This is a genomic window from Salmonella sp. 2018103, assembly GCF_026247685.1.
GTDB lineage: Bacteria > Pseudomonadota > Gammaproteobacteria > Enterobacterales > Enterobacteriaceae > Salmonella > Salmonella enterica.
The window spans coordinates 3997475-4018876 of the sequence record NZ_CP111029.1 but is presented as its reverse complement, the minus strand read 5'-3'; the positions used below and the strand labels follow the sequence as shown (position 1 = coordinate 4018876).

Here is a 21402-nt window from a genome sequence, read left to right as displayed (position 1 = left end):
ATCCGGCGAAACGCCAGATCCTCGGAAGGGAAGTTTATAAATCCGTGTGGTAACGTTTAATGAAAACCGGCTCGTAGCAGTGAGCCGATAAGTTCAGGGCTAGTATAGCGTAAGCTACTGTAAAGTCGCCAGAGGGTTCATTTCCAACTCCGACAAGTTCTCCCTACGCCAGCGTCGTCACGCGTCAGGCGGCAGGCAAACGCCGATCCCGCCAATCCCACAGTAACCGTATGGATTTTTGTGCAGATACTGTTGGTGTTCATCTTCGGCGTAGTAAAACGGCGTCGCATGGGCGATTTCCGTGGTAATAGGGCGATGGTTTCCGGCGGCGGCCATTGCCGACTGAAAGCGCTCGCGACTGGCGTGAGCAGCGGCACTCTGTTCCGGCGTTAAGGGATAAATCGCAGAACGGTATTGCGTACCGTGATCGTTACCCTGTTGCATCCCCTGCGTTGGATCGTGATTTTCCCAGAAAATCTGTAAAAGCTGCTCATAACGGATAACGGCAGGATCGTACACTATCCGTACCGCTTCGGCATGACCGGTCTGCCCGGAACAGACTTCCCGGTAGGTTGGATTAGGCGTGTAACCGCCCGCATACCCTGCCGCGGTGCTATATACGCCGGGTAATTGCCAGAATAAACGTTCTACGCCCCAGAAACAGCCCATAGCGAAGTAGGCGATCTCCATCCCGGCAGGGACATTGGTCATAGAGTGTTCATTTACCGCATGCAGAGTGGCGATCGGCATCGGGGTGTTGCGTCCTGGTAACGCATCTGCTTGAGTAACCAGATGTTTTTTATCAAATAAACTCATGAGCTATTCTCCCGAAAGCGTTAATTGGCGTTAAGGTTGTAACGAGACGCATCTTTGCACACAATAACAACATTAATGTATCTGGATTTAACCATAAGAAATATTTGGGCAGTCGTCTGCTTTTCAATCGCAATTGTTGATTTTATGTTAAGCCGCGGAGCGGTAGTGTGATTTTTTCCAGGGGTGGGAATAGGGGATATTCAGGAGAAAATGTGCCACATATCCGTCAGTTATGTTGGGTTAGCTTACTGTGCCTGAGCAGTTCTGCGGTAGCCGCAAATGTTCGTCTGAAAGTCGAAGGGCTATCCGGAGAGCTGGAAAAAAACGTTCGCGCACAGCTCTCTACGATTCAGAGCGATGAGGTGACGCCGGATCGGCGCTTTCGCGCCCGAGTTGATGATGCGATTCGCGAAGGGCTTAAAGCGTTAGGCTATTACGAACCCACTATCAAATTCGACCTGCTTCCACCGCCTGCGAAAGGACGGCAGGTATTAATCGCCAGGGTTACGCCCGGCCAGCCGGTGTTGATTGGCGGTACAGAAGTCATTTTACGCGGCGGCGCGCGCACGGACAAAGATTATCTGGCCTTACTGAAAACGCGTCCGGCAATCGGCACGGTGCTGAACCAGGGAGACTATGACAATTTTAAAAAGTCGTTAACCAGCGTGTCGCTACGTAAAGGCTATTTCGACAGCGAATTCGTTAAAAGTCAGTTGGGAATTGCTCTGGGCCGTCATCAGGCGTTTTGGGATATTGATTATGATAGCGGTGAGCGCTATCGCTTCGGACCTGTCACCTTCGAAGGTTCGCAGATTCGTGATGAATATTTACAAAATCTGTTGCCGTTTAAAGAGGGTGATGAGTACGAATCGAAAGATTTGGCGGAACTAAACCGCCGACTTTCCGCTACCGGATGGTTTAATTCTGTCGTGGTGGCGCCGGAATTTGAGAAATCGCGTAAAACAAAAATTCTGCCGTTAAAAGGCGTGGTATCGCCGCGAACCGAAAACACGATTGAAACCGGGGTGGGGTACTCCACCGACGTCGGGCCGCGCGTGAAAGCGTCGTGGAAAAAACCGTGGATGAACTCCTACGGTCATAGCCTGACCACCAGCACCAGTATTTCTGCGCCGGAACAGGTGCTGGATTTTAGTTATAAAATGCCGCTGCTGAAAAACCCGCTGGAGCAATACTATCTGGTACAGGGCGGTTTTAAACGTACCGATTTGAATGATACGGAGCAGGACTCGACCACGCTTGCCGTGTCGCGTTACTGGGACCTTTCCAGCGGTTGGCAGCGGGCGATTAACCTGCGCTGGAGTTTCGACCACTTTACCCAGGGGAACGTCACCAATACCACCATGCTGTTCTACCCGGGCGTGATGATCAGCCGAACCCGCTCGCGAGGGGGACTGATGCCAACCTGGGGCGATTCGCAGCGCTATTCAGTAGACTATTCGAATACGGCCTGGGGCTCCGACGTGGATTTCTCCGTGCTGCAGGCGCAAAACGTCTGGATTCGGACTTTGTACGATCGCCACCGTTTTGTGATGCGCGCCAATTTGGGCTGGATAGAAACCGGTGATTTCGACAAAGTTCCGCCGGATTTACGTTTCTTCGCCGGGGGCGACCGCAGTATTCGCGGCTATAAATACAAATCTATTTCGCCTAAAGATAGCGACGGCAATCTTAAAGGCGCCTCAAAACTGGCAACCGGATCGCTGGAGTACCAGTATAACGTCACCGGCAAATGGTGGGGGGCAGTGTTTGTCGATAGCGGCGAGGCGGTGAGTGATATTCGCCGTAGCGATTTCAAAACCGGGACCGGGGTCGGCGTGCGCTGGGCGTCGCCGGTTGGGCCTGTCAAACTCGATTTTGCCGTACCGGTCGGCGACAAAGACGAACACGGTTTACAGTTTTATATCGGTCTGGGGCCTGAATTATGAGTTTATGGAAGAAAATAAGCCTCGGCGTGTTGATTTTCATTGTGGTGTTACTGGCGAGCGTTGCGTTTCTGGTCGGGACGACGACGGGGCTGCATCTGGTATTCAGTGCGGCGAACCGCTGGGTGCCGGGGCTGGAGATTGGGCAGGTCACCGGCGGCTGGCGGGACTTATCGTTAAAAAATATCCGCTATGAGCAGCCGGGCGTTGCGGTGAATGCGGGCGAAATTCATCTGGCCGTCGGGCTTGATTGCCTGTGGCGCAGTAGCCTGTGCGTCAATGATCTGGCGCTAAAAGACATTAATGTCGCTATCGACAGCAAAAAAATGCCGCCTTCCGAACCGGCGCAAGAAGAGGAAGAAAGCGGACCGCTGAACCTCTCCACCCCCTGGCCCATCACGCTGTCGCGCGTGGCGTTGAATAACATCAATATCAAGATTGATGACACTACCGTTTCGGTGCTGGATTTTACCTCCGGGCTGGCATGGCAGGAGAAAAACCTGACCCTGAAACCGACGCGGCTTCAGGGACTGCTGATCGCTCTGCCGAAGGTCGCTGAGGTGGCGCAGGAAGAGGTGGTTGAACCCAAAATCGAGAAACCTCAACCGGATGAAAAGCCGCTTGGCGAAACGCTAAAAGATCTGTTTGCAAAACCGGTAATGCCGGAGATGACCGATGTTCACCTGCCGCTCAATCTGAATATCGAGTCATTTCGCGGCGAGCAGCTACGCATCACCGGCGATACCGATCTGACGGTGCGCACGATGCTGCTTAAAGTCAGCAGTATCGACGGTAATATGAAGCTGGATACTCTGGATATCGACGCCAACCAGGGCACGGTGAAGGCCTCCGGTACGGCGCAGCTCGCCAATAACTGGCCGGTTGATATTACGCTCAACAGTACGCTGAATATCGATCCGCTAAAGGGTGAAAAGATAAAACTCAAGGTCGGCGGCGCGTTACGCGAACAACTGGAGGTCGGGGTGAACCTTTCCGGGCCGATGGATGTCGCGCTTCGCGCCCAGACGCGGCTGGCGGAGGCCGGTTTACCGCTCAATCTTGAAGTCGTCAGCCAACGCATTGCCTGGCCATTGACGGGTGATACCCAGTTTCAGGCTGACGATCTGAAGCTCAAACTGAGCGGTAAGATGACCGACTATACGTTGTCGATGCGAACCGCCGTGAAAGGACAAGATATTCCGCCGGCGACCATCACGCTGGATGCCAAAGGGAATGAGCGGCAGATTAATCTCGATAAACTCACCGTCGCCGCTCTGGAGGGAAAAACCGAACTGAAAGCGCTGGTGGACTGGCAGCAGGCGATTAGCTGGCGTGGCGAACTGACGCTGAATGGCATCAATACCGCTAAAGAGATCCCGGACTGGCCCGCGAAGCTTAACGGCGTCATGAAAACCAAAGGCAGCCTCTACGGCGGCACCTGGCAGATGGATGTCCCGGAGCTCAAGCTGACCGGCAATGTGAAGCAGAACAGCGTTAACGTCAACGGGACGCTAAAGGGCAACAGCTACATGCAGTGGACGATCCCGGGGCTGCACCTTGCGCTGGGCCCAAACAGCGCCGATATAAAAGGCGAGCTTGGCGTTAAGGAGCTGAATCTTGACGCCGCCATCGATGCGCCAGGGCTGGATAATGCGCTGCCAGGGCTGGGCGGCATGGCAAAAGGAATCGTTAAAGTCCGCGGTACGGTAGAAGCGCCGCAGCTGTTGGCGGATATCACCGCCCGCGGCTTGCGCTGGCAGGAGCTGTCTGTCGCCCAGGCGCGCATTGAGGGCGATATTAAATCCACCGATCAGATAGCGGGCCATCTCAACGTTCGCGTAGAGCGGATTTCGCAGCCCGACGTTAACATCAATCTGGTGACGCTTGACGCCAAAGGCAGCGAGAAGCAGCATCAGCTACAGCTCCGTGTTCAGGGAGAACCGGTATCCGGTCAACTCTCCCTGACAGGCAGTTTTGATCGCGAGGCGGCGCGCTGGAAAGGGACGTTAAGCGACACCCGTTTCCAGACGCCAGTGGGGCCATGGTCGTTGACCCGCGCGATTGCGCTGGACTACCGTAATAAAGAACAGAAAATCAGTATCGGGCCGCATTGTTGGCTGAACCCGAACGCCGAGCTGTGCGTACCGCAAACCATTGATGCGGGCGCCGCAGGACGGGCGGTGGTCAATCTCAACCGCTTTGATCTGGCGATGCTGAAGCCATTTATGCCTGATACCACTCAGGCCAGCGGGGTCTTTAGCGGGAAAGCGGACGTGTCGTGGGATACCACCCAGGAGGGATTGCCGCAGGGGAAGGTCACGCTTTCCGGTCGTAACGTGAAGGTCACGCAGACCGTCAATGACGCGCCGTTACCGGTCGCGTTTGAGACGCTGAACCTCAGCGCCGAACTGCATAATAATCGCGCCGAGCTGGGATGGCTGATTCGCCTGACGAACAATGGTCAATTCGATGGCCAGGTGCAGGTAACCGATCCTCAGGGGCGGCGCAATCTCGGCGGTAACGTCAACATGCGCAATCTCAATCTGGCGATGGTCAACCCTGTCTTTTCGCGCGGCGAAAAAGCGGCGGGAATGTTAAACGCCAGGCTACGTCTGGGCGGCGATGTGCAAAGCCCGCAGTTGTTTGGTCAGTTGCAGCTTAGCGCGCTGGATATTGACGGTAATTTTATGCCGTTTGAGATGCAGCCGAGCCAGCTCACCATGAACTTTAGCGGTACGCGTTCGACGCTCGCCGGTATCGTGCGAACACAACAAGGGCAAATTAACCTGAACGGTAACGCCGACTGGAGCCAGATTGACAACTGGCGCGCGCGGGTGACGGCGAAAGGCAGCCGGGTGCGGATTACCGTTCCGCCGATGGTGCGCCTGGATGTCTCGCCGGATGTGGTCTTTGACGCGACGCCTTCGCTGTTCACGTTGGATGGGCGTGTGGACGTTCCGTGGGCGCGAATTGTGGTGCACGACCTGCCGGAGAGCGCGGTTGGCGTCTCCAGCGATGTGGTTATGCTCAATAATGACCTGCAACCAGAAACGCCGCAGACAGCGTCTATTCCCATCAACAGTAATCTGACGGTCCACGTCGGCAACAACGTGCGCATCGACGCCTTCGGGCTTAAAGCGCGTTTGACCGGCGATTTGAAAGTCGCGCAGGATAAGCAGGGACTGGGGCTGAATGGTCAAATCAATATTCCTGACGGCCGATTCCGCGCCTACGGCCAGGACCTGCTTGTCCGTAAAGGCGAGCTGCTGTTCTCCGGCCCGCCGGATCAGCCGCTGCTCAATATCGAAGCGATCCGTAACCCTGACGCCACCGAAGACGATGTCATTGCGGGCGTGCGTGTCACAGGCACTGCTGATGAACCCAAAGCGGAAATCTTCTCCGATCCGGCGATGCCGCAGGCTGAAGCGCTTTCTTATCTGCTGCGTGGGCAGGGGTTGGACAGCAATCAGAGTGATAGCGCAGCAATGACCTCCATGCTTATTGGCTTGGGGGTTGCGCAAAGTGGTCAGGTTGTGGGTAAAATCGGAGAGACATTCGGCGTAAGTAATCTGGCGCTGGACACGCAAGGGGTGGGCGATTCGTCTCAGGTTGTGGTCAGCGGCTATGTACTGCCGGGTCTACAGGTGAAGTATGGTGTAGGGATATTTGACTCTCTGGCGACGCTCACGTTACGTTATCGCCTGATGCCTAAGCTATATCTGGAAGCAGTGTCTGGCGTAGATCAGGCACTTGATTTGCTCTATCAGTTTGAGTTTTAGCAATGCGAATATTTGTCTATGGCAGTTTACGACAGAAACAAGGCAACAGTCACTGGATGACCAATGCCCAATTGCTTGGCGATTACCGTATCGATAACTACCAGTTGTATAGTCTGGGCCACTATCCAGGCGCAGTTCCGGGAAACGGAGCGGTATACGGTGAAGTTTATCGAATTGATAACGCCACGCTGGCCGAACTTGATGCTTTGCGCACCAGGGGCGGTGAATACGCACGCCAGTTAATCCAGACGCCTTACGGCAGCGCATGGATGTATGTATATCAACGTCCTGTTGATGGGTTAACTCTGATTGAAAGCGGTGACTGGTTAGACAGAAACCAGCCCTGAACTGAACACGCCACCCTCGGGTGGCGTTGTTTTTTTACATTCTGGCTGATGGCGCTAGCGCCGGGCATGGTGAGCTCTTATTCTGCCGTAGATCAATAATGACGCGCCGCCCAGGATAACAATGCATCCAAGAACCATAAATCCCTGCATATAGCTGCCAGTTGTCCGGTAAAAATAGCCGACCATTAGGCCTGCCAACGTACCGCCGCCGCCAGCGCCGATGCCATTAATAATACCGGAGGCTGGGCCAATCGCATGGGGTTTAACGTTCGACTGGATAATCGACCAGATATTGGGGGTAAAGCTGGCGGCATAATAACCCATCGCCAGGGTAATGAGCGTGATTTTAAAGCCCGGCGCATCGACAAATGGCAGGAGAAATAACATCACGCCGGGGATTAGTAGGCCCAGTGAAGCAATAAGTACACGCTTTTGTGTCTTATCACTGATCCATGAGATAGGGATTGCCAGTATAACCGCAGTCAGATAAGGCAGAGAACTGACCAATGCTTTACTGAATCCGGTATAGCCGAGAGAATTGACAACCATGGGTATCCATAACGTAATTCCCCAGAACAACATCCCTTGAGTGATGTAGGTAAAAATAAGGAGTAGGAAGGGGGTTCCGCCCAGCGATTCCAGGGTAAGTTTAGTTTGCTCTGTTGGCGCCGGCGCACGATAATAAGGCGCTTCTTCCTGTTTTTTCAGCATTGTTATATAAAGTGGAACCACGACAACAATGCCGATCACACCAGTGATAATAAAAACATTTCGCCAACCGAAGGCAGCATCCAGCGGGGACAAAATCATAAATCCCAGGCCTAATGCCAGGAACTGTCCATAATACTGGATAATACTGTTCGCCTGCGTCCGTTCTTTGTCTGAAAACCAGTCGCTGGCGAAGCGGGACTGCTGCGGCCAATAAATGCCTTCGGTAATGCCAAGCACCAGCCGACAAATCAAAATAACGTACACTGACGAGGTAAATCCGACAAAAACGGTCGCAATCGACCAGATTAGCACCATCAGAATGACTATTTTTTTCGGATCGTATCGCTGGGTAAATACGCCGCCAAAAATATTTGAAAAGGCATAGCCAATAAGAAATATGGTTAATACAATGCTGGCCGTTGCGCCATCAATATTCAGGTCGTGTGTAATCGTAGGTAACGTAACGGAAAGATTAGAACGGTCAAGATAAGCAACAAAAAGGCCGAACATTAATGTCGCGCCGATCCGTAGCCATTTTTGCATTGAGGTCATTTTTCAACTCCGTTTGGCCGCGCGCCAAAATCAATTTGACGAAATAATATCTCACCGGATTTTATGGTCATTTGTGGTACCAGCACATGCGTCCCCGTGAGCGTTTCACCATGAATATCGGCAAATTCAACATGCCTGTTTTTTAATTTAAAGATGGCGATATCGGCAAATGCCCCAGGGGCCAGCGTACCAATTTCTGCTGCCATACCCATTAAAACTGCTGGGGTATGGGTACAGGCGTTAATGACATCGGTAAGCGCGACGCCGAGTGCTAAATATTTCGATAAAATCCATGGTAAGGCGTAAACAGGCCAGGCGAGTTTAGTGATGGTTGAGAGATCGCTACTGATGATATCCGGAAGAAAGCCATTGGCGATGGCCCGGCGTGCCGTGTTCATTGAAAAATGGCTGCGACCATTGGCGGCATCAAATATAACGCCTCTTTCCCTTGCCTGACGGACTTCGGCTAAGACAGCGCCTTCATCAGTAAGAATGGTGCTACCTTTGCCGTGAAACGCATGAGCGATAATATCGCCGTGGCGTAGCAAGGAGACAAGTTCTTTCATGGGAACGACGGGATGAGTCGAGTGTATTGCCACGGGGCACCTTAAATCGTTGGCAATACGAAGGGATTCAGTCAGCGGTTTTAAGCCATATTCAGCAATGTCCTCAGTCTGAACCTTGAGTTTTAATCCCTGAAGAACATTGCGATACTGGCGAAACAGCGCGTGGATCTTATTTTCATCAATATTGTCAGGATCATAATTTTCTTGTGACCAGGTTTGGCCCGGCGGCGACACAGTCAGAAACGCTTTGATTCGAACTTTACTGGCGCAAATCACCGTTCGGTAGAAGGCATCAAAGTTTGCCGTACCGGCAGAACCTGCATCCACGACGGTGGTGACGCCATTCGGCGGCATGTACATATCAGGCCTGACGCCGCCTTCCGTCGCGTCATAAAAAACATGCGCGTGATAATCGATAAGACCGGGAGTGACGATCATGCCGTCGGCATGAATAATCCGGGTCTCCGAAGTTACAGGATATTTATCGGCATCAACGATAATATCGTTAATGATGCGTAAATTGTTAATCTCATTAATATTACGAGCGGGATCGATGATATGTCCACCGGTAATTAATATATCATTTTTCATCATAATCTCTTAAAATAGTAAATAATTATGGCAGCCCTTAAAAATATATTAAAAAGTGTGTTTTGAGCGGATGTTATGTTGGATTAAAAATACAATTATTGGTAGGGAGAGCTTAGGATACCTTATTAAAAAGGTAATCGGGCTTATGCACTAAATAAGAATTTAGCGCTTGCTAATATTTAGGGCGTAAGTCCAGGGGAGTCTGGGGGCATTCACAAAACAATTATTATCTTAAGCTTTTTAGAGAAACCGTGAGCGTATTCAACCCTTTTTAATAAAAAATAAGGTAAAGTCTTATTCATTCCGTGAATGTTAAACTAATAATGATAAAAATTGTGTTCTATTCATTAGCCAATAAAAAGGCCCTCATTACTATGAGAGCCTTTATCTTGACGATTATGTAAAGCGAACTTATTTCTTCGCTGCGCGCTCGAAGGAGGCAACGATTTCCGCTTTAGCCGCTTCGGCGTTGTCCCAACCGTCAACTTTCACCCATTTGCCTTTTTCGAGATCTTTATAATGCTCGAAGAAATGAGTGATCTGCGCTTTCAGCAGTTCCGGCAGATCGTTCACATCTTTAATGTGATCGTACTCTTTGCTCAGTTTGGTGTGCGGTACGGCAACCAGTTTCGCATCTTCACCGGATTCGTCGGTCATTTTCAGTACGCCAACCGGACGGCAACGGATGACGGCGCCTGGCTGCAGCGGGTACGGCGTCGGGACCAGAACGTCTACCGGGTCGCCGTCCAGAGACAGGGTATGGTTGATGTAACCGTAGTTGCACGGATAGAACATCGCGGTGGACATGAAGCGGTCAACGAACAGCGCGCCGCTCTCTTTGTCAACTTCGTATTTGATCGGATCTGCGTTAGCCGGGATCTCGATAACGACGTAGATATCTTCCGGCAGTTCTTTACCCGCCGGGACGTTGAGTAAGCTCATGTCTGTTTCCTTTGAATTTATGACAAACAAGTGGCGAGTATTATAGCCAACTCACGCCGAAAGTCTTCGCTTGTTTTCGTTTCCGCCTCATCTGGCGTGTCGTTGCGGAGCATGAACGACAAAGGTTAAGAACCGGAAAAATCACGGGCCTGATAAGGCAACGCCGCCATCGGACATGTTATTGCCCAATGGCGGCTTCATGCGTTATTCCGCATGGTGGTAAAGATTACGCGTCCGGGTATTCGCGGATAAAGCGTTCCACATCGTCAACCATATGGCGGTTGCCGACGAAGAACGAGCGGCGCTGGTGCAGGCTTTCCGGAATGATATCCAGAATACGTTCTTTACCATCGCTTGCTTTGCCGCCGGCCTGTTCCGCGAGGAACGCCATCGGGTTGCATTCATACAGCAGACGCAGTTTTCCCTGCGGATGGCTGGCGGTGCTGGGGTAGAGATAGATGCCGCCTTTCAGCAGGTTGCGGTGGAAATCGGCCACCAGAGAGCCAATGTAACGTGAGGTATAAGGGCGACTTGTTGAACTATCCTCTTCCTGGCAGAATTTGATGTACTTCTTCACGCCATTCGGGAATTTAATGTAGTTGCCTTCGTTAATGGAGTAGGTTTTACCCTTTTCCGGGAAACGCATACGTTCCTGGCACAGACAGAACACGCCCAACGACGGATCGTAGGTGAAAGCATGTACGCCGCAGCCGGTGGTGTAAACCAGCATGGTGGACGAGCCATACACGACATATCCCGCTGCGACCTGTTTGTTGCCGGGTTGCAGGAAATCTTCTTCGGTGACCGGCGTGCCGACGGGCGTCACGCGGCGATAAATCGAGAAAATCGTACCGACAGAGACGTTAACGTCGATGTTAGAAGAGCCATCCAGAGGGTCCATCAGCACCACATATTTCGCGTGTTCGCAGCCTTCAAAGACGACGATTTCGTCCTCTTCTTCCGATGCGATGCCCGCTACAATATCGCGCGCTTTTAGTGCAGCTTTCAGTTTCTCGTTCGCGAACAGATCGAGTTTCTGCTGAACCTCGCCCTGTACGTTCTCAGCACCGCTGGCACCCAGGATATCGACCAGACCGGCCTTGTTGATATCGCGGTGGATGATCTTGGCGCCCAATTTTATTGCCGACAGCAAAGCAGTGAGCTCACCGGTAGCCTGAGAGAACTCGTGCTGCTTTTCGACAATAAATTCACCTAACGTTTTCATAACACTTTCCCTGCAATTGATTGGAGTAAAGCGACCGTAACAATCTTAACAAACATTTCAGATGATGCGCTCAGGTGAATCGCGCCAGCAAAGTACAGATTTACCTGAAATGCGTTTCTCACTTGCCAGACATGTGCGTAAAATGGCTCGCAGATAAAAAAAGGATAGTGACGTATGCGCATTCATATTTTGGGAATTTGTGGCACTTTCATGGGGGGGCTGGCGATGCTGGCTCGCTCGCTTGGTCATGAAGTAACGGGTTCGGACGCCAATGTGTATCCGCCGATGAGTACCTTACTTGAGAAGCAAGGCATTGATCTGATCCAGGGTTATGACGCCAGCCAGCTCGATCCGCAGCCGGATCTGGTGATTATCGGCAATGCGATGACGCGCGGGAATCCGTGCGTGGAAGCGGTGCTGGAAAAAAACATTCCCTTTATGTCTGGTCCACAGTGGCTGCATGACTTTGTGTTGCGCGACCGCTGGGTACTGGCGGTCGCCGGTACCCACGGCAAAACCACGACCGCAGGCATGGCGACCTGGATACTGGAAGCGTGCGGGTACAAACCGGGCTTCGTGATCGGCGGCGTACCGGGCAACTTTGAGGTTTCCGCGCGCCTGGGCGAGAGCCCGTTCTTTGTTATCGAAGCGGATGAGTACGACTGCGCGTTCTTTGATAAACGTTCTAAATTTGTGCATTACTGCCCGCGGACGCTGATCCTCAACAACCTTGAGTTTGATCATGCCGACATCTTCGACGATCTGAAAGCGATCCAGAAGCAGTTCCACCATCTGGTGCGCATCGTGCCGGGGCAGGGGCGCATCATCTGGCCGGAAAACGACATCAACCTGAAACAGACCATGGCGCTGGGCTGCTGGAGCGAGCAGGAGCTGGTGGGCGAGCAGGGACACTGGCAGGCGAAGAAGCTGACTACGGATGCTTCCGAGTGGGAAGTGTGGCTGGACGGCGAAAAAGTCGGCGATGTGAAATGGGGCCTGGTCGGCGAACATAACATGCACAACGGTCTGATGGCGATTGCCGCCGCGCGCCACGTGGGCGTCGCGCCCGCAGAAGCGGCCAGTGCGCTGGGGTCATTTATTAACGCCCGCCGCCGTCTGGAACTGCGCGGTGAAGCGAACGGCGTGACGGTGTATGACGATTTTGCTCACCATCCGACGGCAATTCTGGCCACGCTGGCGGCGCTGCGCGGTAAAGTGGGCGGCACCGCGCGCATTATCGCAGTGCTGGAGCCGCGCTCTAACACGATGAAGATGGGGTTATGCAAGGATGACCTGGCGCCGTCGTTAGGGCGTGCGGATGAAGTGTTCCTGCTGCAGCCGCCGCATATTCCGTGGCAAGTGGCGGAAGTCGCCGAAGCCTGCGTACAGCCTGCTCACTGGAGTGGCGATGTCGATACGCTGGCGGAAATGGTGGTGAAAACCGCACAGCCTGGCGATCACATCCTGGTGATGAGCAACGGCGGTTTCGGCGGCATCCATCAGAAATTGCTGGATGGGCTGGCGAAAAAAGCACTGGTTGTGGAGTAAAAAATGCCCGGTGGCGCTGCGCTTACCGGGCCTACAATAGGTACATTCCTGTAGGCCGGATAAGGCGCCAGCGCCGCCATCCGGCAGATGCTACCAACGTGTAAAATTATCCTTCGTTTTCCGCCAGCTCGCGCAGATACTGGAAAATCTGACGCGCTGATTTCGGCGGTTTGTTGCCTTCTTTCTCTTTCTTCGCATTGCGGATCAATGAACGAAGCTGTTGACGATCGGCGTGCGGCCACAGGGTCAGTACTTCGGCTACCGCGTCATCGCCTTCGACGATCAGACGATCGCGCAGATGCTCAAGCTTGTGAAACAGCACCACCTGCTGATTATGGCGGTTCTTCAGCTTGTCCAGCGCCTGGCGAATAGGTTCAACGTCGCGTTGGCGCAGCATTTTTCCGATAAGCTGCAACTGGCGGCGGCGTCCTTCCATTTTGATTCGCTGGGCCAGTTCAATGGCGTCGCGCAGATCGGCGTCCAGCGGGATCTTATCCAGCGCGTTTTTCCCCAGATCCACCAGCTCCGCGCCCAGGCGTTTTAATTCCTCGGCATCGCGTTTAATTTCACTTTTACTGACCCAGATAATTTCATCGTCTTCGTCTTCGATGTCATCACCGGGAACGTCGTCGAGCCAGTCTTCGGGCTGCTTTGTCATGTCAGGCTCCTTAAAAAAAGAGGCTAATGTTACCAGTTAAGATGCGCACTGAAAAACGGTTCTCTGTTAGACTTCAGAGAAACTCTCTCTACATTATGGCATTTGCAATGAAAGTAATCTCACAAGTTGAAGCGCAGCGTAAGATTCTGGAAGAAGCAGTTTCGACAGCGCTGGAGTTAGCCTCAGGCAAATCGGATGGGGCGGAAGTCGCCGTCAGCAAGACCACCGGCATTAGCGTCAGCACCCGTTATGGTGAAGTAGAGAATGTCGAATTTAATAGCGACGGCGCGCTGGGCATTACGGTGTATCACCAGAACCGCAAAGGCAGCGCCTCTTCGACGGATTTAAGCCCGCAGGCGATTGCCCGTACCGTGCAGGCCGCGCTGGATATCGCGCGTTACACGTCGCCGGACCCGTGCGCAGGCGTGGCGGACAAAGAACTGCTGGCGTTTGACGCGCCGGATCTGGACTTGTTCCACCCGGCAGAGGTTACGCCAGACGAAGCCATTGAACTGGCCGCGCGTGCGGAGCAGGCTTCTCTAAAGGCGGATAAACGCATCACCAATACCGAAGGCGGTAGCTTTAACAGCCATTACGGCATTAAAGTGTTCGGCAACAGCCACGGCATGTTGCAGGGCTATTGCTCCACGCGCCATTCGCTCTCAAGCTGCGTCATCGCCGAAGAGAACGGCGATATGGAGCGTGATTACGCTTACACCATCGGTCGGGCAATGGCGGATCTGCAAGCGCCGGAATGGGTCGGGACCGAGTGCGCGCGCCGCACCTTATCCCGCCTGTCGCCGCGCAAGCTCTCCACCATGAAAGCGCCGGTCATTTTCGCCAATGAAGTGGCGACAGGGCTATTTGGTCATCTGGTCGGGGCGATTGCCGGCGGCGCGGTATACCGTAAATCCACTTTTCTGCTCGACTCGCTGGGCAAACAAATTCTGCCGGAATGGTTAACCATCGAAGAACACCCGCATCTGCTAAAAGGGCTGGCGTCTTCACCGTTCGACAGCGAAGGCGTGCGTACAGAGCGCCGGGACATTGTGAAGGATGGCGTACTGACGCAATGGTTGCTGACCAACTATTCCGCCCGCAAACTGGGGCTGAAAAGTACCGGTCATGCCGGCGGCATTCATAACTGGCGTATCGCCGGGCAGGGGCTGAACTTTGAGCAGTTGCTAAAAGAGATGGGCACCGGCCTGGTGGTGACGGAACTGATGGGCCAGGGCGTCAGCGGTATTACCGGCGACTACTCCCGCGGCGCTGCGGGATTCTGGGTTGAAAATGGTGAAATCCAGTACCCGGTAAGTGAAATTACCATTGCCGGTAATTTAAAAGAGATGTGGCGTAATATTGTCACTGTGGGTGATGATATTGAAACGCGCAGTAATATACAGTGTGGTTCGGTATTGTTACCGGAGATGAAAATCGCCGGACAATAATACCCGTCATACTTCAGGCTGCAGGCGCGTTGGCTGCCTGCAACTTGAATTATTCAGGGTATTACACTTATCGTTAATAATAAAAAAGGAAGTGAGCAATGCGTAAAAGCCTGTTAGCTATTCTTGCTGTGTCATCGCTGGTATTCGGTTCGGCTGTTTTTGCTGCCGATCTTGAAGATAATATGGATATTCTCAATGATAACCTGAAAGTTGTTGAGAAAACGGATAGTGCCCCTGAACTGAAAGCGGCATTAACCAAAATGCGCGCGGCCGCGCTGGATGCTCAAAAAGCTACGCCGCCAAAGCTGGAAGATAAAGCGCCGGATAGCCCGGAAATGAAGGATTTTCGTCACGGTTTTGACATTCTGGTCGGCCAAATTGATGGCGCGCTGAAGCTGGCGAACGAAGGTAACGTTAAAGAAGCGAAAGCGGCGGCGGAAGCGCTAAAAACCACCCGCAATACGTATCATAAGAAGTATCGTTAATTTTTGTGGGATGGCGGCTTCGCTTTATCCGCAGGTCGCCATCCGGAAAAATGTAATACCCATCACACTTTCTCACTTTATACGACAACGTCATTGTTTCGCCATTTCCTCTTTATGCCGCGATAGATCTCACACTTTCCCGGCGATAATTCATTAATGCTGCCTTTTCTGTGGCGCAGATCACCTATCCCACTCGCGTTTCCACTTCGAGGTGGAAAATAACTCGCTACAAACTTTTAACCCTTGCCGCTAGTTTTATCTCATTGCCATTAACGGGGTGAGACGCGTGGATAACGGAGCAGTAAAACACGATGCCGGTGAGCGAATTAACGAACTGGCTGAACAGGTGTTAACGCAGGTGGATGGCCTGCTGGGGAGGCATCACATTGTCCCCAATGCGGTACAGACGCAAATGCTGACCTCGCACGTTCGCGCGATGGCGCACCGGTCAATTACCGGCGAGCCTTTACCGGAAGTCGATGCCAGCTTGTTTGATGAAATCTCAGCCGAATCAATGGCGCTCGCCCGCGAAATCGTGGCGGCGTTTGGCAACCTTCCTGACGAAGAAGCCTGGCTATTATCGGTACATTTTGAAGTCGCGAAAGACAACCTCTAAGGAGCAAAAAATGGAACAGATTACCGTCGTGATTGGCGATCGCCTGGGTAAAGGCCAGAAAGTGGCGGCAGGCGTGGAAAAAGCGGGCGGTCGCGCGGTTGTCGTACCGGGCGTCGCGGCAGACATGAAGCTGGGCGATGTGATGAAAGCGGAAAACGCCACCTTCGGCATTTCATTTTGCGGCAGCGGCGGCGCGGGCGCTATCACCGCGCAAAACAAGCATGGCTACAAAGCCAAATATGGCATGCGGTCAGTGGATGAAGGCGTCACCGCTATCAATGAAGGCTGCAACGTGTTGGGTTTCGGCTTTATGGATAAAGAAGAGCTCGGCGAGCGCCTGGTGCAGGCGTGGCAAAAGAAATACGGCGCCTGATGATGAAAGAGCAATTCACCACCACGGTGAGAGTAAAAGGCAAGGGCGACGCCAAAGCACGCGCCTTTGCCGATGCGCTGAACCATGTTCAGTCGGCGGTGATGAGAGAGTCGCCGTATATCTTACTGCGTATTGAGCCACAGGATGTGCGGATTGTTCAGGCGCATGAGTCGGTGCGTAAAGAGGCCTTTCTGTTTTTCTTTTTGCGCCGGGAACGACGCACTTACAGCGTGGAGCTGGATGTGACCGTCAACGTGACCGCCATCAATCTCGACAGGGTGGATTTCGTCGAGAAACGCTGATTTTTATTAAAAAGGCATAGTTATGTTCCTGATAATACTAATTAAATCGCTCATTATCGGTGCGCTGGTCGGCGTAGGGGTGGGCGCTGGGGCTGCACGCATGTTTCACGCGCCAACCACGCAGGGGATGGGCGCGTTCCGTACGTTGGGCGAACTCAACTCTTGTGAAGGCGACCCGGCATCTCACTTCTCCTTTGGGCTGGGTTTCTTCTTTAACGCCTGGGCGTCGTCTGTGGCGGCCGGATCGTTCACCCAGGATGTCGATCACCGCATCATCCCTAACTGGGGCGCGGCGGCGCTAATGATCAAAAACCGTAACGTCGGCGAGACGCTGCACGACCCGAAAAAAATGGCGATCGCCTGCGCCGTCATCGGCATGATTGTCGTAACGTTCCTTAACCTGACCGCCTCATCCGTGCCAGAGGCGCTACAGGTGACGGCGGTTAAGGTGCTGGTACCGGCGGCAAACCTGCTGGTCAACATCGTCATGCCTGTGATCTTCTGGTTAGCGGCGATCGACGCTGGTAAAAAATCGGGCTTCTGGGCCACCGTTTTCGGCGGCGCGGCGCAGCTCATCATGGGGAACGCCGTACCGGGGCTGGTGCTGGGTATTTTGATCGGTAAAGGCGTAGAAGAGAGCGGCTGGAACCATGTCACCAAAGTGATGATGGTCGCCATCGTTTTGCTGTTTGTGTTGAGCGGCTTCTTCCGCGGCTTCGACATGAAAATGATCGAGTCTTTCAATATGACGGTACCGAACTGGCTTGAACTGATCCACAACTCGCTCAGCGGCAAATAACGGAGGCCACAATGGAAGAGAATAAAGGTTTTTGGTATGCCGACTGGTCGTTCCCGATCTTTGTTGGCCTGCTCTCCTCCGGCGTTTTCGCCGGGACGCATATGTACTATCTGTACGGTATCGGCGCATTTAACGAAGTCGCTTTTGTGGCGATGTTGAAAGCGGGGATGGATACCGGCGTCTACGGCGCGGTCGCCGCTTTCGGCGCCAGCTTTTTATTTGCCCGCATTATCGAAGGTTCGCTGGTCGGAATTCTGGATATCGGCGGGGCAATTCAGACTGGCGTGGGCTTAGGGGTTCCGGCGTTACTGCTGGGGGCTGGCTTTGTCTTCCCGGTGGCGAACTTTATCGCTTCGCTGATAACCGGTCTGGTGATTGGCCTGGCGATTGGCTACATCATTATTCTGGCGCGTAAGTTCACCATCAATCAGAGCGACTCCACGTACGGGGCGGACGTCATGATGGGGGCCGGTAACACTTCAGGCCGTTTTCTGGGGCCGTTGATTATCCTCAGCGCCATGACGGCATCGATTCCCATTGGTCTGGGCTCTCTGGTGGGCGCGCTGCTGTTTTATATCTGGCAGAAGCCGATTACCGGCGGCGCGATTTTAGGCGCGATGATCCTCGGTTCCATCTTCCCGATTGCGATTAGCTAACTGTTGATTTGTAGGCCGGATAAGGTGGTTGCGCCGCCATCCGGCAAAGGAGAGAACGATGTTTGATTTACTCCTGCGCCATGCGCGTCTGGTCGATGACACGCTGACTAATATTGCCCTGCAAGATGGCAAAATCGCGGCGTTGGGTGACGTTGATGGCCCGGCGGTGAAAACCATTGACCTGCGCGGCGAGTGTTACGTTAGTGCGGGTTGGATTGATTCGCACGTTCACTGCTACCCGACATCGCCGATTTACCACGACGAACCGGACAGCGTGGGTATTGCCACTGGCGTTACCACAGTGGTGGATGCCGGCAGCACTGGCGCAGATGATATTGATGATTTCTATGCTTTGACCCGTCAGGCGACCACCGACGTTTATGCGCTATTGAATATTTCCCGCGTTGGGCTTATTGCCCAAAACGAGCTGGCTAACATGGCCAATATTGACGCCGATGCGGTCCGGCAGGCGGTAAAACGCCACCCGGATTTTATCGTCGGCCTCAAGGCGCGGATGAGCAGCAGCGTGGTAGGCGTTAACGGCATCACACCGCTGGAACGCGCTAAAGCCATGCAGCAAGAAAACGGCAACCTGCCGCTGATGGTGCATATTGGCAATAACCCGCCGGATCTGGACGAAATAGCGGAGCGTCTGACGGCGGGCGATATCATTACCCACTGTTACAACGGTAAGCCGAACCGTATTCTGACGCCGGAAGGCGAGCTGCGCGCCTCGGTGACACGAGCGCTGGCGCGCGGCGTGCGTCTGGACGTCGGGCATGGTACCGCCAGCCTGAGCTTTGCGGTGGCGAAACGCGCCATTAGCCTGGGGATTTTACCGCATACCATCAGTTCCGATATCTACTGCCGTAACCGCATCAATGGCCCGGTGCATTCGCTGGCTAATGTGATGTCGAAATTCCTCGCCATCGGCATGTCGCTGCCGCAGGTCATTGCGTGCGTGACGGCCAATGCCGCCGATAGCCTGAATCTGAAAACCAAAGGGCGTCTTCAGCCAGGTCTGGATGCCGACCTGACCCTCTTTACGCTTAAACGCCAGCCCACCGTGTTGGTAGACGCGGAAAACGACAGCTTACAGGCTGAAGAATTGCTGACGCCGCTTGCCGCGATACGCACAGGCAAGGGCTATATGACCGAACAAGGGAGCGCGGAACATGCCTTCGATTTTTGAGAAGTATCAATTAAAACAGGTGATTAACGCCTCCGGACGTATGACGGCGCTCGGCGTCTCTACGCCGCGCCCGGAAGTGATAGACGCGGCGATGGCCGGAATGAATCAGTATTTTGAGATGAAAGATCTGGTGAATAAAACCGGCGAGTACATTGCGAAATTGCTGGAGGTGGAAGGGGCGACGGTAGTCTCCTGCGCCAGTGCGGGCCTTGCCCAGTCGGTTGCCGCGGTACTGGTTCAGGACAGCGACTGGCTGCTGGAAAACCTGCACGTTACACCGATTGAAAATAACGAAATCGTCCTGCCAAAGGGCCACAACGTCAACTTTGGCGCGCCGGTGGGAACGATGGTGGCGCTGGGCGGCGGCAAACTGGTGGAAGCCGGTTACGCCAACGAATGTTCCGCCGCGCAGTTGGCGGCGGCCATTACGCCGCGCACGGCGGCTATTCTCTATATCAAATCTCACCACTGCGTACAGAAAAGTATGCTTAGTGTGGAGCAGGCTGCGGTAGTGGCACGCACGCATAATCTCCCGCTGATTGTGGACGCGGCGGCGGAAGAAGATTTGCAGTGCTACTACCGCGTGGGCGCGGATCTCGTTATCTATAGCGGCGCGAAAGCGATTGAAGGGCCGACCAGCGGGCTGGTGATTGGCAAAACGCAGTATGTTGAGTGGGTAAAACGTCAGTCAGCGGGCATAGGCCGGGCGATGAAGGTCGGCAAAGAGGGAATTGTTGGCCTGACCTGCGCCATTGAATTGTACCTGCGGGCGCAAAAAGAGAGCGGCGCGGAGATGGTAGAAAAAATGGCGCCCTTTATCGACACGTTGAACACGTTTAACGGCGTCAGCGCCCGCGTGGTGTGGGACAGCGCCGGACGCGATATCGCGCGCACGGAAATTAAGTTTGATGAAGCCGTTACCGGCATCGCCACAGGCGAACTGGTCGACGCGCTGAAGCAAGGGGAATACGCGATTTACTTTCGCGGATACAAAGCCAACGAAGGAATTATTGAAGCGGATGTCCGCAGCGTCGATCGCGCGCAGTTAGCGATTGTGGCGCGTCGTATTGGCGAGGTGATTAATCAGGAGAAACAAGCATGAAACTGACCCCTAACTTTTACCGCGATCGCGTTTGCCTGAACGTACTGGCCGGTTCGAAAGATAACGCCCGGGAAATCTACGCGGCGGCGGAAGGTCATGTGCTGGTTGGCGTGCTCTCCAAAAACTATCCGGATGTGGCAAGCGCAGTCGCGGATATGCGTGAATATGCGGCGCTTATCGATAATGCGCTCTCCGTCGGACTGGGGGCAGGCGATCCTAACCAGTCGGCGATGGTGAGCGAAATCTCGCGTCAGGTACAGCCGCAGCATGTCAACCAGGTGTTTACCGGCGTAGGGGCCAGCCGGGCGCTGCTGGGGCAAAACGAGACGGTGGTGAACGGTCTTGTCTCGCCGACCGGCACGCCGGGACTGGTGAAAATTTCCACCGGCCCGCTAAGCAGCCGCGCGCCGGACGGCATCGTACCCATAGAAACGGCGATTGCGCTACTCAAAGATATGGGCGGCAGCTCCGTTAAATACTTTCCGATGGGAGGACTCACCTGTCGCGACGAGTATAAAGCGGTGGCTGAGGCCTGCGCCCGCCATGATTTCTGGCTGGAACCGACGGGCGGTATCGATCTGGAAAACTTCGCCGAGATTCTGCACATCGCCCTTGATGCAGGTGTAAGCAAAATCATTCCTCACATTTATAGTTCGATTATTGATAAGGTGAGCGGCAACACCCGTGCGGACGATGTGCGTCAGTTACTCGCTATCGTCCGGTCGCGTGTCGGCTAATCATGAGGAGAGAG

The 21402-nt window shown here is 53.7% G+C and carries 20 protein-coding genes; 14 read left to right on the top strand and 6 right to left on the bottom strand.

The features are described from left to right. Nucleotides 1-177 precede the first annotated feature (177 nt). Nucleotides 178-816, bottom strand: a complete 639-nt coding sequence (gene msrA, locus OLG56_RS19380; RefSeq protein ID WP_000051464.1) for a peptide-methionine (S)-S-oxide reductase MsrA — start codon at nucleotides 814-816, stop codon at nucleotides 178-180. 212 nt (nucleotides 817-1028) lie between these two features. Between msrA and tamA the strand changes: the two genes are divergently transcribed. Genes tamA through OLG56_RS19365 form a run of 3 tightly spaced genes read left to right on the top strand, consistent with a single transcriptional unit; the run spans nucleotide 1029 to nucleotide 6885 of the window. Further along, complete coding sequence (gene tamA / locus OLG56_RS19375; RefSeq protein WP_001120237.1) at nucleotides 1029-2762, top strand: autotransporter assembly complex protein TamA; 1734 nt, start codon at nucleotides 1029-1031, stop codon at nucleotides 2760-2762. Next, nucleotides 2759-6538 (top strand): autotransporter assembly complex protein TamB, encoded by a 3780-nt coding sequence (gene tamB, locus OLG56_RS19370; RefSeq protein ID WP_023262617.1) that lies wholly within the window; start codon nucleotides 2759-2761, stop codon nucleotides 6536-6538. The genes tamA and tamB overlap by 4 nt, the downstream gene beginning before the upstream one ends. Before the next feature lie 2 nt (nucleotides 6539-6540). Beyond that, nucleotides 6541-6885 (top strand): gamma-glutamylcyclotransferase family protein, encoded by a 345-nt coding sequence (locus OLG56_RS19365; RefSeq protein ID WP_001219167.1) that lies wholly within the window; start codon nucleotides 6541-6543, stop codon nucleotides 6883-6885. A gap of 54 nt (nucleotides 6886-6939) precedes the next feature. On the opposite strand, the gene OLG56_RS19360 is transcribed toward OLG56_RS19365, so the two are convergent. From OLG56_RS19360 to fbp, 4 genes are all read right to left on the bottom strand, one after another. Further along, nucleotides 6940-8148, bottom strand: coding sequence for an MFS transporter (locus OLG56_RS19360; protein WP_061377159.1), 1209 nt, complete (start codon nucleotides 8146-8148; stop codon nucleotides 6940-6942). Next, on the bottom strand, nucleotides 8145-9308 hold the full coding sequence (locus OLG56_RS19355; protein ID WP_023212817.1) for a metallo-dependent hydrolase: 1164 nt from the start codon (nucleotides 9306-9308) through the stop codon (nucleotides 8145-8147). The genes OLG56_RS19360 and OLG56_RS19355 overlap by 4 nt, the downstream gene beginning before the upstream one ends. Nucleotides 9309-9716: 408 nt before the next feature. After that, the gene (ppa, locus tag OLG56_RS19350; protein ID WP_000055079.1) at nucleotides 9717-10247 is read right to left on the bottom strand and encodes an inorganic diphosphatase; all 531 of its coding nucleotides are present in this window, start codon (nucleotides 10245-10247) and stop codon (nucleotides 9717-9719) included. Between the two features lie 226 nt (nucleotides 10248-10473). Beyond that, on the bottom strand, nucleotides 10474-11472 hold the full coding sequence (gene fbp / locus OLG56_RS19345; protein WP_000853764.1) for a class 1 fructose-bisphosphatase: 999 nt from the start codon (nucleotides 11470-11472) through the stop codon (nucleotides 10474-10476). A 174-nt stretch (nucleotides 11473-11646) separates the two neighbouring features. Between fbp and mpl the strand changes: the two genes are divergently transcribed. Then, nucleotides 11647-13020, top strand: coding sequence for a UDP-N-acetylmuramate:L-alanyl-gamma-D-glutamyl-meso-diaminopimelate ligase (mpl, locus tag OLG56_RS19340; protein ID WP_001219832.1), 1374 nt, complete (start codon nucleotides 11647-11649; stop codon nucleotides 13018-13020). A gap of 106 nt (nucleotides 13021-13126) precedes the next feature. Here the strand turns inward: mpl and yjgA are convergent, their stop codons facing one another. Further along, nucleotides 13127-13678 (bottom strand): ribosome biogenesis factor YjgA, encoded by a 552-nt coding sequence (gene yjgA, locus OLG56_RS19335; RefSeq protein WP_000166287.1) that lies wholly within the window; start codon nucleotides 13676-13678, stop codon nucleotides 13127-13129. 95 nt (nucleotides 13679-13773) lie between these two features. On the opposite strand from yjgA, the gene pmbA reads away from it, so the two are divergent. From pmbA to dagF, 10 genes are all read left to right on the top strand, one after another. Then, a complete protein-coding gene (pmbA, locus tag OLG56_RS19330) occupies nucleotides 13774-15126 on the top strand; it encodes a metalloprotease PmbA (RefSeq protein WP_000852997.1) in 1353 nt (450 codons plus the stop codon). 98 nt (nucleotides 15127-15224) lie between these two features. Beyond that, entirely contained in the window at nucleotides 15225-15611 is a 387-nt protein-coding gene (cybC, locus tag OLG56_RS19325; protein ID WP_001232231.1) for a cytochrome b562, read from the top strand. 277 nt (nucleotides 15612-15888) lie between these two features. Further along, nucleotides 15889-16227, top strand: coding sequence for a glycine dehydrogenase (locus OLG56_RS19320; protein WP_001255103.1), 339 nt, complete (start codon nucleotides 15889-15891; stop codon nucleotides 16225-16227). Between the two features lie 10 nt (nucleotides 16228-16237). Then, nucleotides 16238-16600, top strand: a complete 363-nt coding sequence (locus OLG56_RS19315) for an SFCGS family glycine-rich protein (protein ID WP_000435389.1) — start codon at nucleotides 16238-16240, stop codon at nucleotides 16598-16600. Beyond that, the gene (locus OLG56_RS19310) at nucleotides 16600-16902 is read left to right on the top strand and encodes a DUF4312 family protein (protein WP_086811392.1); all 303 of its coding nucleotides are present in this window, start codon (nucleotides 16600-16602) and stop codon (nucleotides 16900-16902) included. The genes OLG56_RS19315 and OLG56_RS19310 overlap by 1 nt, the downstream gene beginning before the upstream one ends. A gap of 22 nt (nucleotides 16903-16924) precedes the next feature. Further along, entirely contained in the window at nucleotides 16925-17701 is a 777-nt protein-coding gene (locus OLG56_RS19305; protein ID WP_000478578.1) for a DUF4311 domain-containing protein, read from the top strand. Between the two features lie 11 nt (nucleotides 17702-17712). Next, nucleotides 17713-18357, top strand: coding sequence for a DUF4310 family protein (locus OLG56_RS19300; protein WP_000392127.1), 645 nt, complete (start codon nucleotides 17713-17715; stop codon nucleotides 18355-18357). Nucleotides 18358-18415: 58 nt separating this feature from the next. Continuing rightward, nucleotides 18416-19549: an amidohydrolase/deacetylase family metallohydrolase gene (locus OLG56_RS19295; protein WP_001609909.1), complete on the top strand. Its 1134-nt coding sequence runs from the start codon at nucleotides 18416-18418 to the stop codon at nucleotides 19547-19549. Next, the gene (locus OLG56_RS19290) at nucleotides 19533-20651 is read left to right on the top strand and encodes a DgaE family pyridoxal phosphate-dependent ammonia lyase (protein ID WP_001139182.1); all 1119 of its coding nucleotides are present in this window, start codon (nucleotides 19533-19535) and stop codon (nucleotides 20649-20651) included. Before OLG56_RS19295 ends, OLG56_RS19290 begins: the two co-directional genes overlap by 17 nt. Beyond that, nucleotides 20648-21388: a 2-dehydro-3-deoxy-phosphogluconate aldolase gene (gene dagF, locus OLG56_RS19285; protein ID WP_023229489.1), complete on the top strand. Its 741-nt coding sequence runs from the start codon at nucleotides 20648-20650 to the stop codon at nucleotides 21386-21388. Before OLG56_RS19290 ends, dagF begins: the two co-directional genes overlap by 4 nt. Nucleotides 21389-21402 lie beyond the last annotated feature (14 nt).

Excerpts from the sequence above, each read along its gene's own strand:
- msrA (WP_000051464.1), bottom strand. The coding sequence starts at position 816 with ATGAGTTTATTTGATAAAAAACATCTGGTTACTCAAGCAGATGCGTTA.
- tamB (WP_023262617.1), top strand. The coding sequence starts at position 2,759 with ATGAGTTTATGGAAGAAAATAAGCCTCGGCGTGTTGATTTTCATTGTG.
- OLG56_RS19365 (WP_001219167.1), top strand. The coding sequence starts at position 6,541 with ATGCGAATATTTGTCTATGGCAGTTTACGACAGAAACAAGGCAACAGT.
- OLG56_RS19360 (WP_061377159.1), bottom strand. The coding sequence starts at position 8,148 with ATGACCTCAATGCAAAAATGGCTACGGATCGGCGCGACATTAATGTTC.
- OLG56_RS19355 (WP_023212817.1), bottom strand. The coding sequence starts at position 9,308 with ATGATGAAAAATGATATATTAATTACCGGTGGACATATCATCGATCCC.
- ppa (WP_000055079.1), bottom strand. The coding sequence starts at position 10,247 with ATGAGCTTACTCAACGTCCCGGCGGGTAAAGAACTGCCGGAAGATATC.
- fbp (WP_000853764.1), bottom strand. The coding sequence starts at position 11,472 with ATGAAAACGTTAGGTGAATTTATTGTCGAAAAGCAGCACGAGTTCTCT.
- mpl (WP_001219832.1), top strand. The coding sequence starts at position 11,647 with ATGCGCATTCATATTTTGGGAATTTGTGGCACTTTCATGGGGGGGCTG.
- yjgA (WP_000166287.1), bottom strand. The coding sequence starts at position 13,678 with ATGACAAAGCAGCCCGAAGACTGGCTCGACGACGTTCCCGGTGATGAC.
- pmbA (WP_000852997.1), top strand. The coding sequence starts at position 13,774 with ATGGCATTTGCAATGAAAGTAATCTCACAAGTTGAAGCGCAGCGTAAG.
- cybC (WP_001232231.1), top strand. The coding sequence starts at position 15,225 with ATGCGTAAAAGCCTGTTAGCTATTCTTGCTGTGTCATCGCTGGTATTC.
- OLG56_RS19315 (WP_000435389.1), top strand. The coding sequence starts at position 16,238 with ATGGAACAGATTACCGTCGTGATTGGCGATCGCCTGGGTAAAGGCCAG.
- OLG56_RS19310 (WP_086811392.1), top strand. The coding sequence starts at position 16,600 with ATGATGAAAGAGCAATTCACCACCACGGTGAGAGTAAAAGGCAAGGGC.
- OLG56_RS19305 (WP_000478578.1), top strand. The coding sequence starts at position 16,925 with ATGTTCCTGATAATACTAATTAAATCGCTCATTATCGGTGCGCTGGTC.
- OLG56_RS19300 (WP_000392127.1), top strand. The coding sequence starts at position 17,713 with ATGGAAGAGAATAAAGGTTTTTGGTATGCCGACTGGTCGTTCCCGATC.
- OLG56_RS19295 (WP_001609909.1), top strand. The coding sequence starts at position 18,416 with ATGTTTGATTTACTCCTGCGCCATGCGCGTCTGGTCGATGACACGCTG.
- OLG56_RS19290 (WP_001139182.1), top strand. The coding sequence starts at position 19,533 with ATGCCTTCGATTTTTGAGAAGTATCAATTAAAACAGGTGATTAACGCC.
- dagF (WP_023229489.1), top strand. The coding sequence starts at position 20,648 with ATGAAACTGACCCCTAACTTTTACCGCGATCGCGTTTGCCTGAACGTA.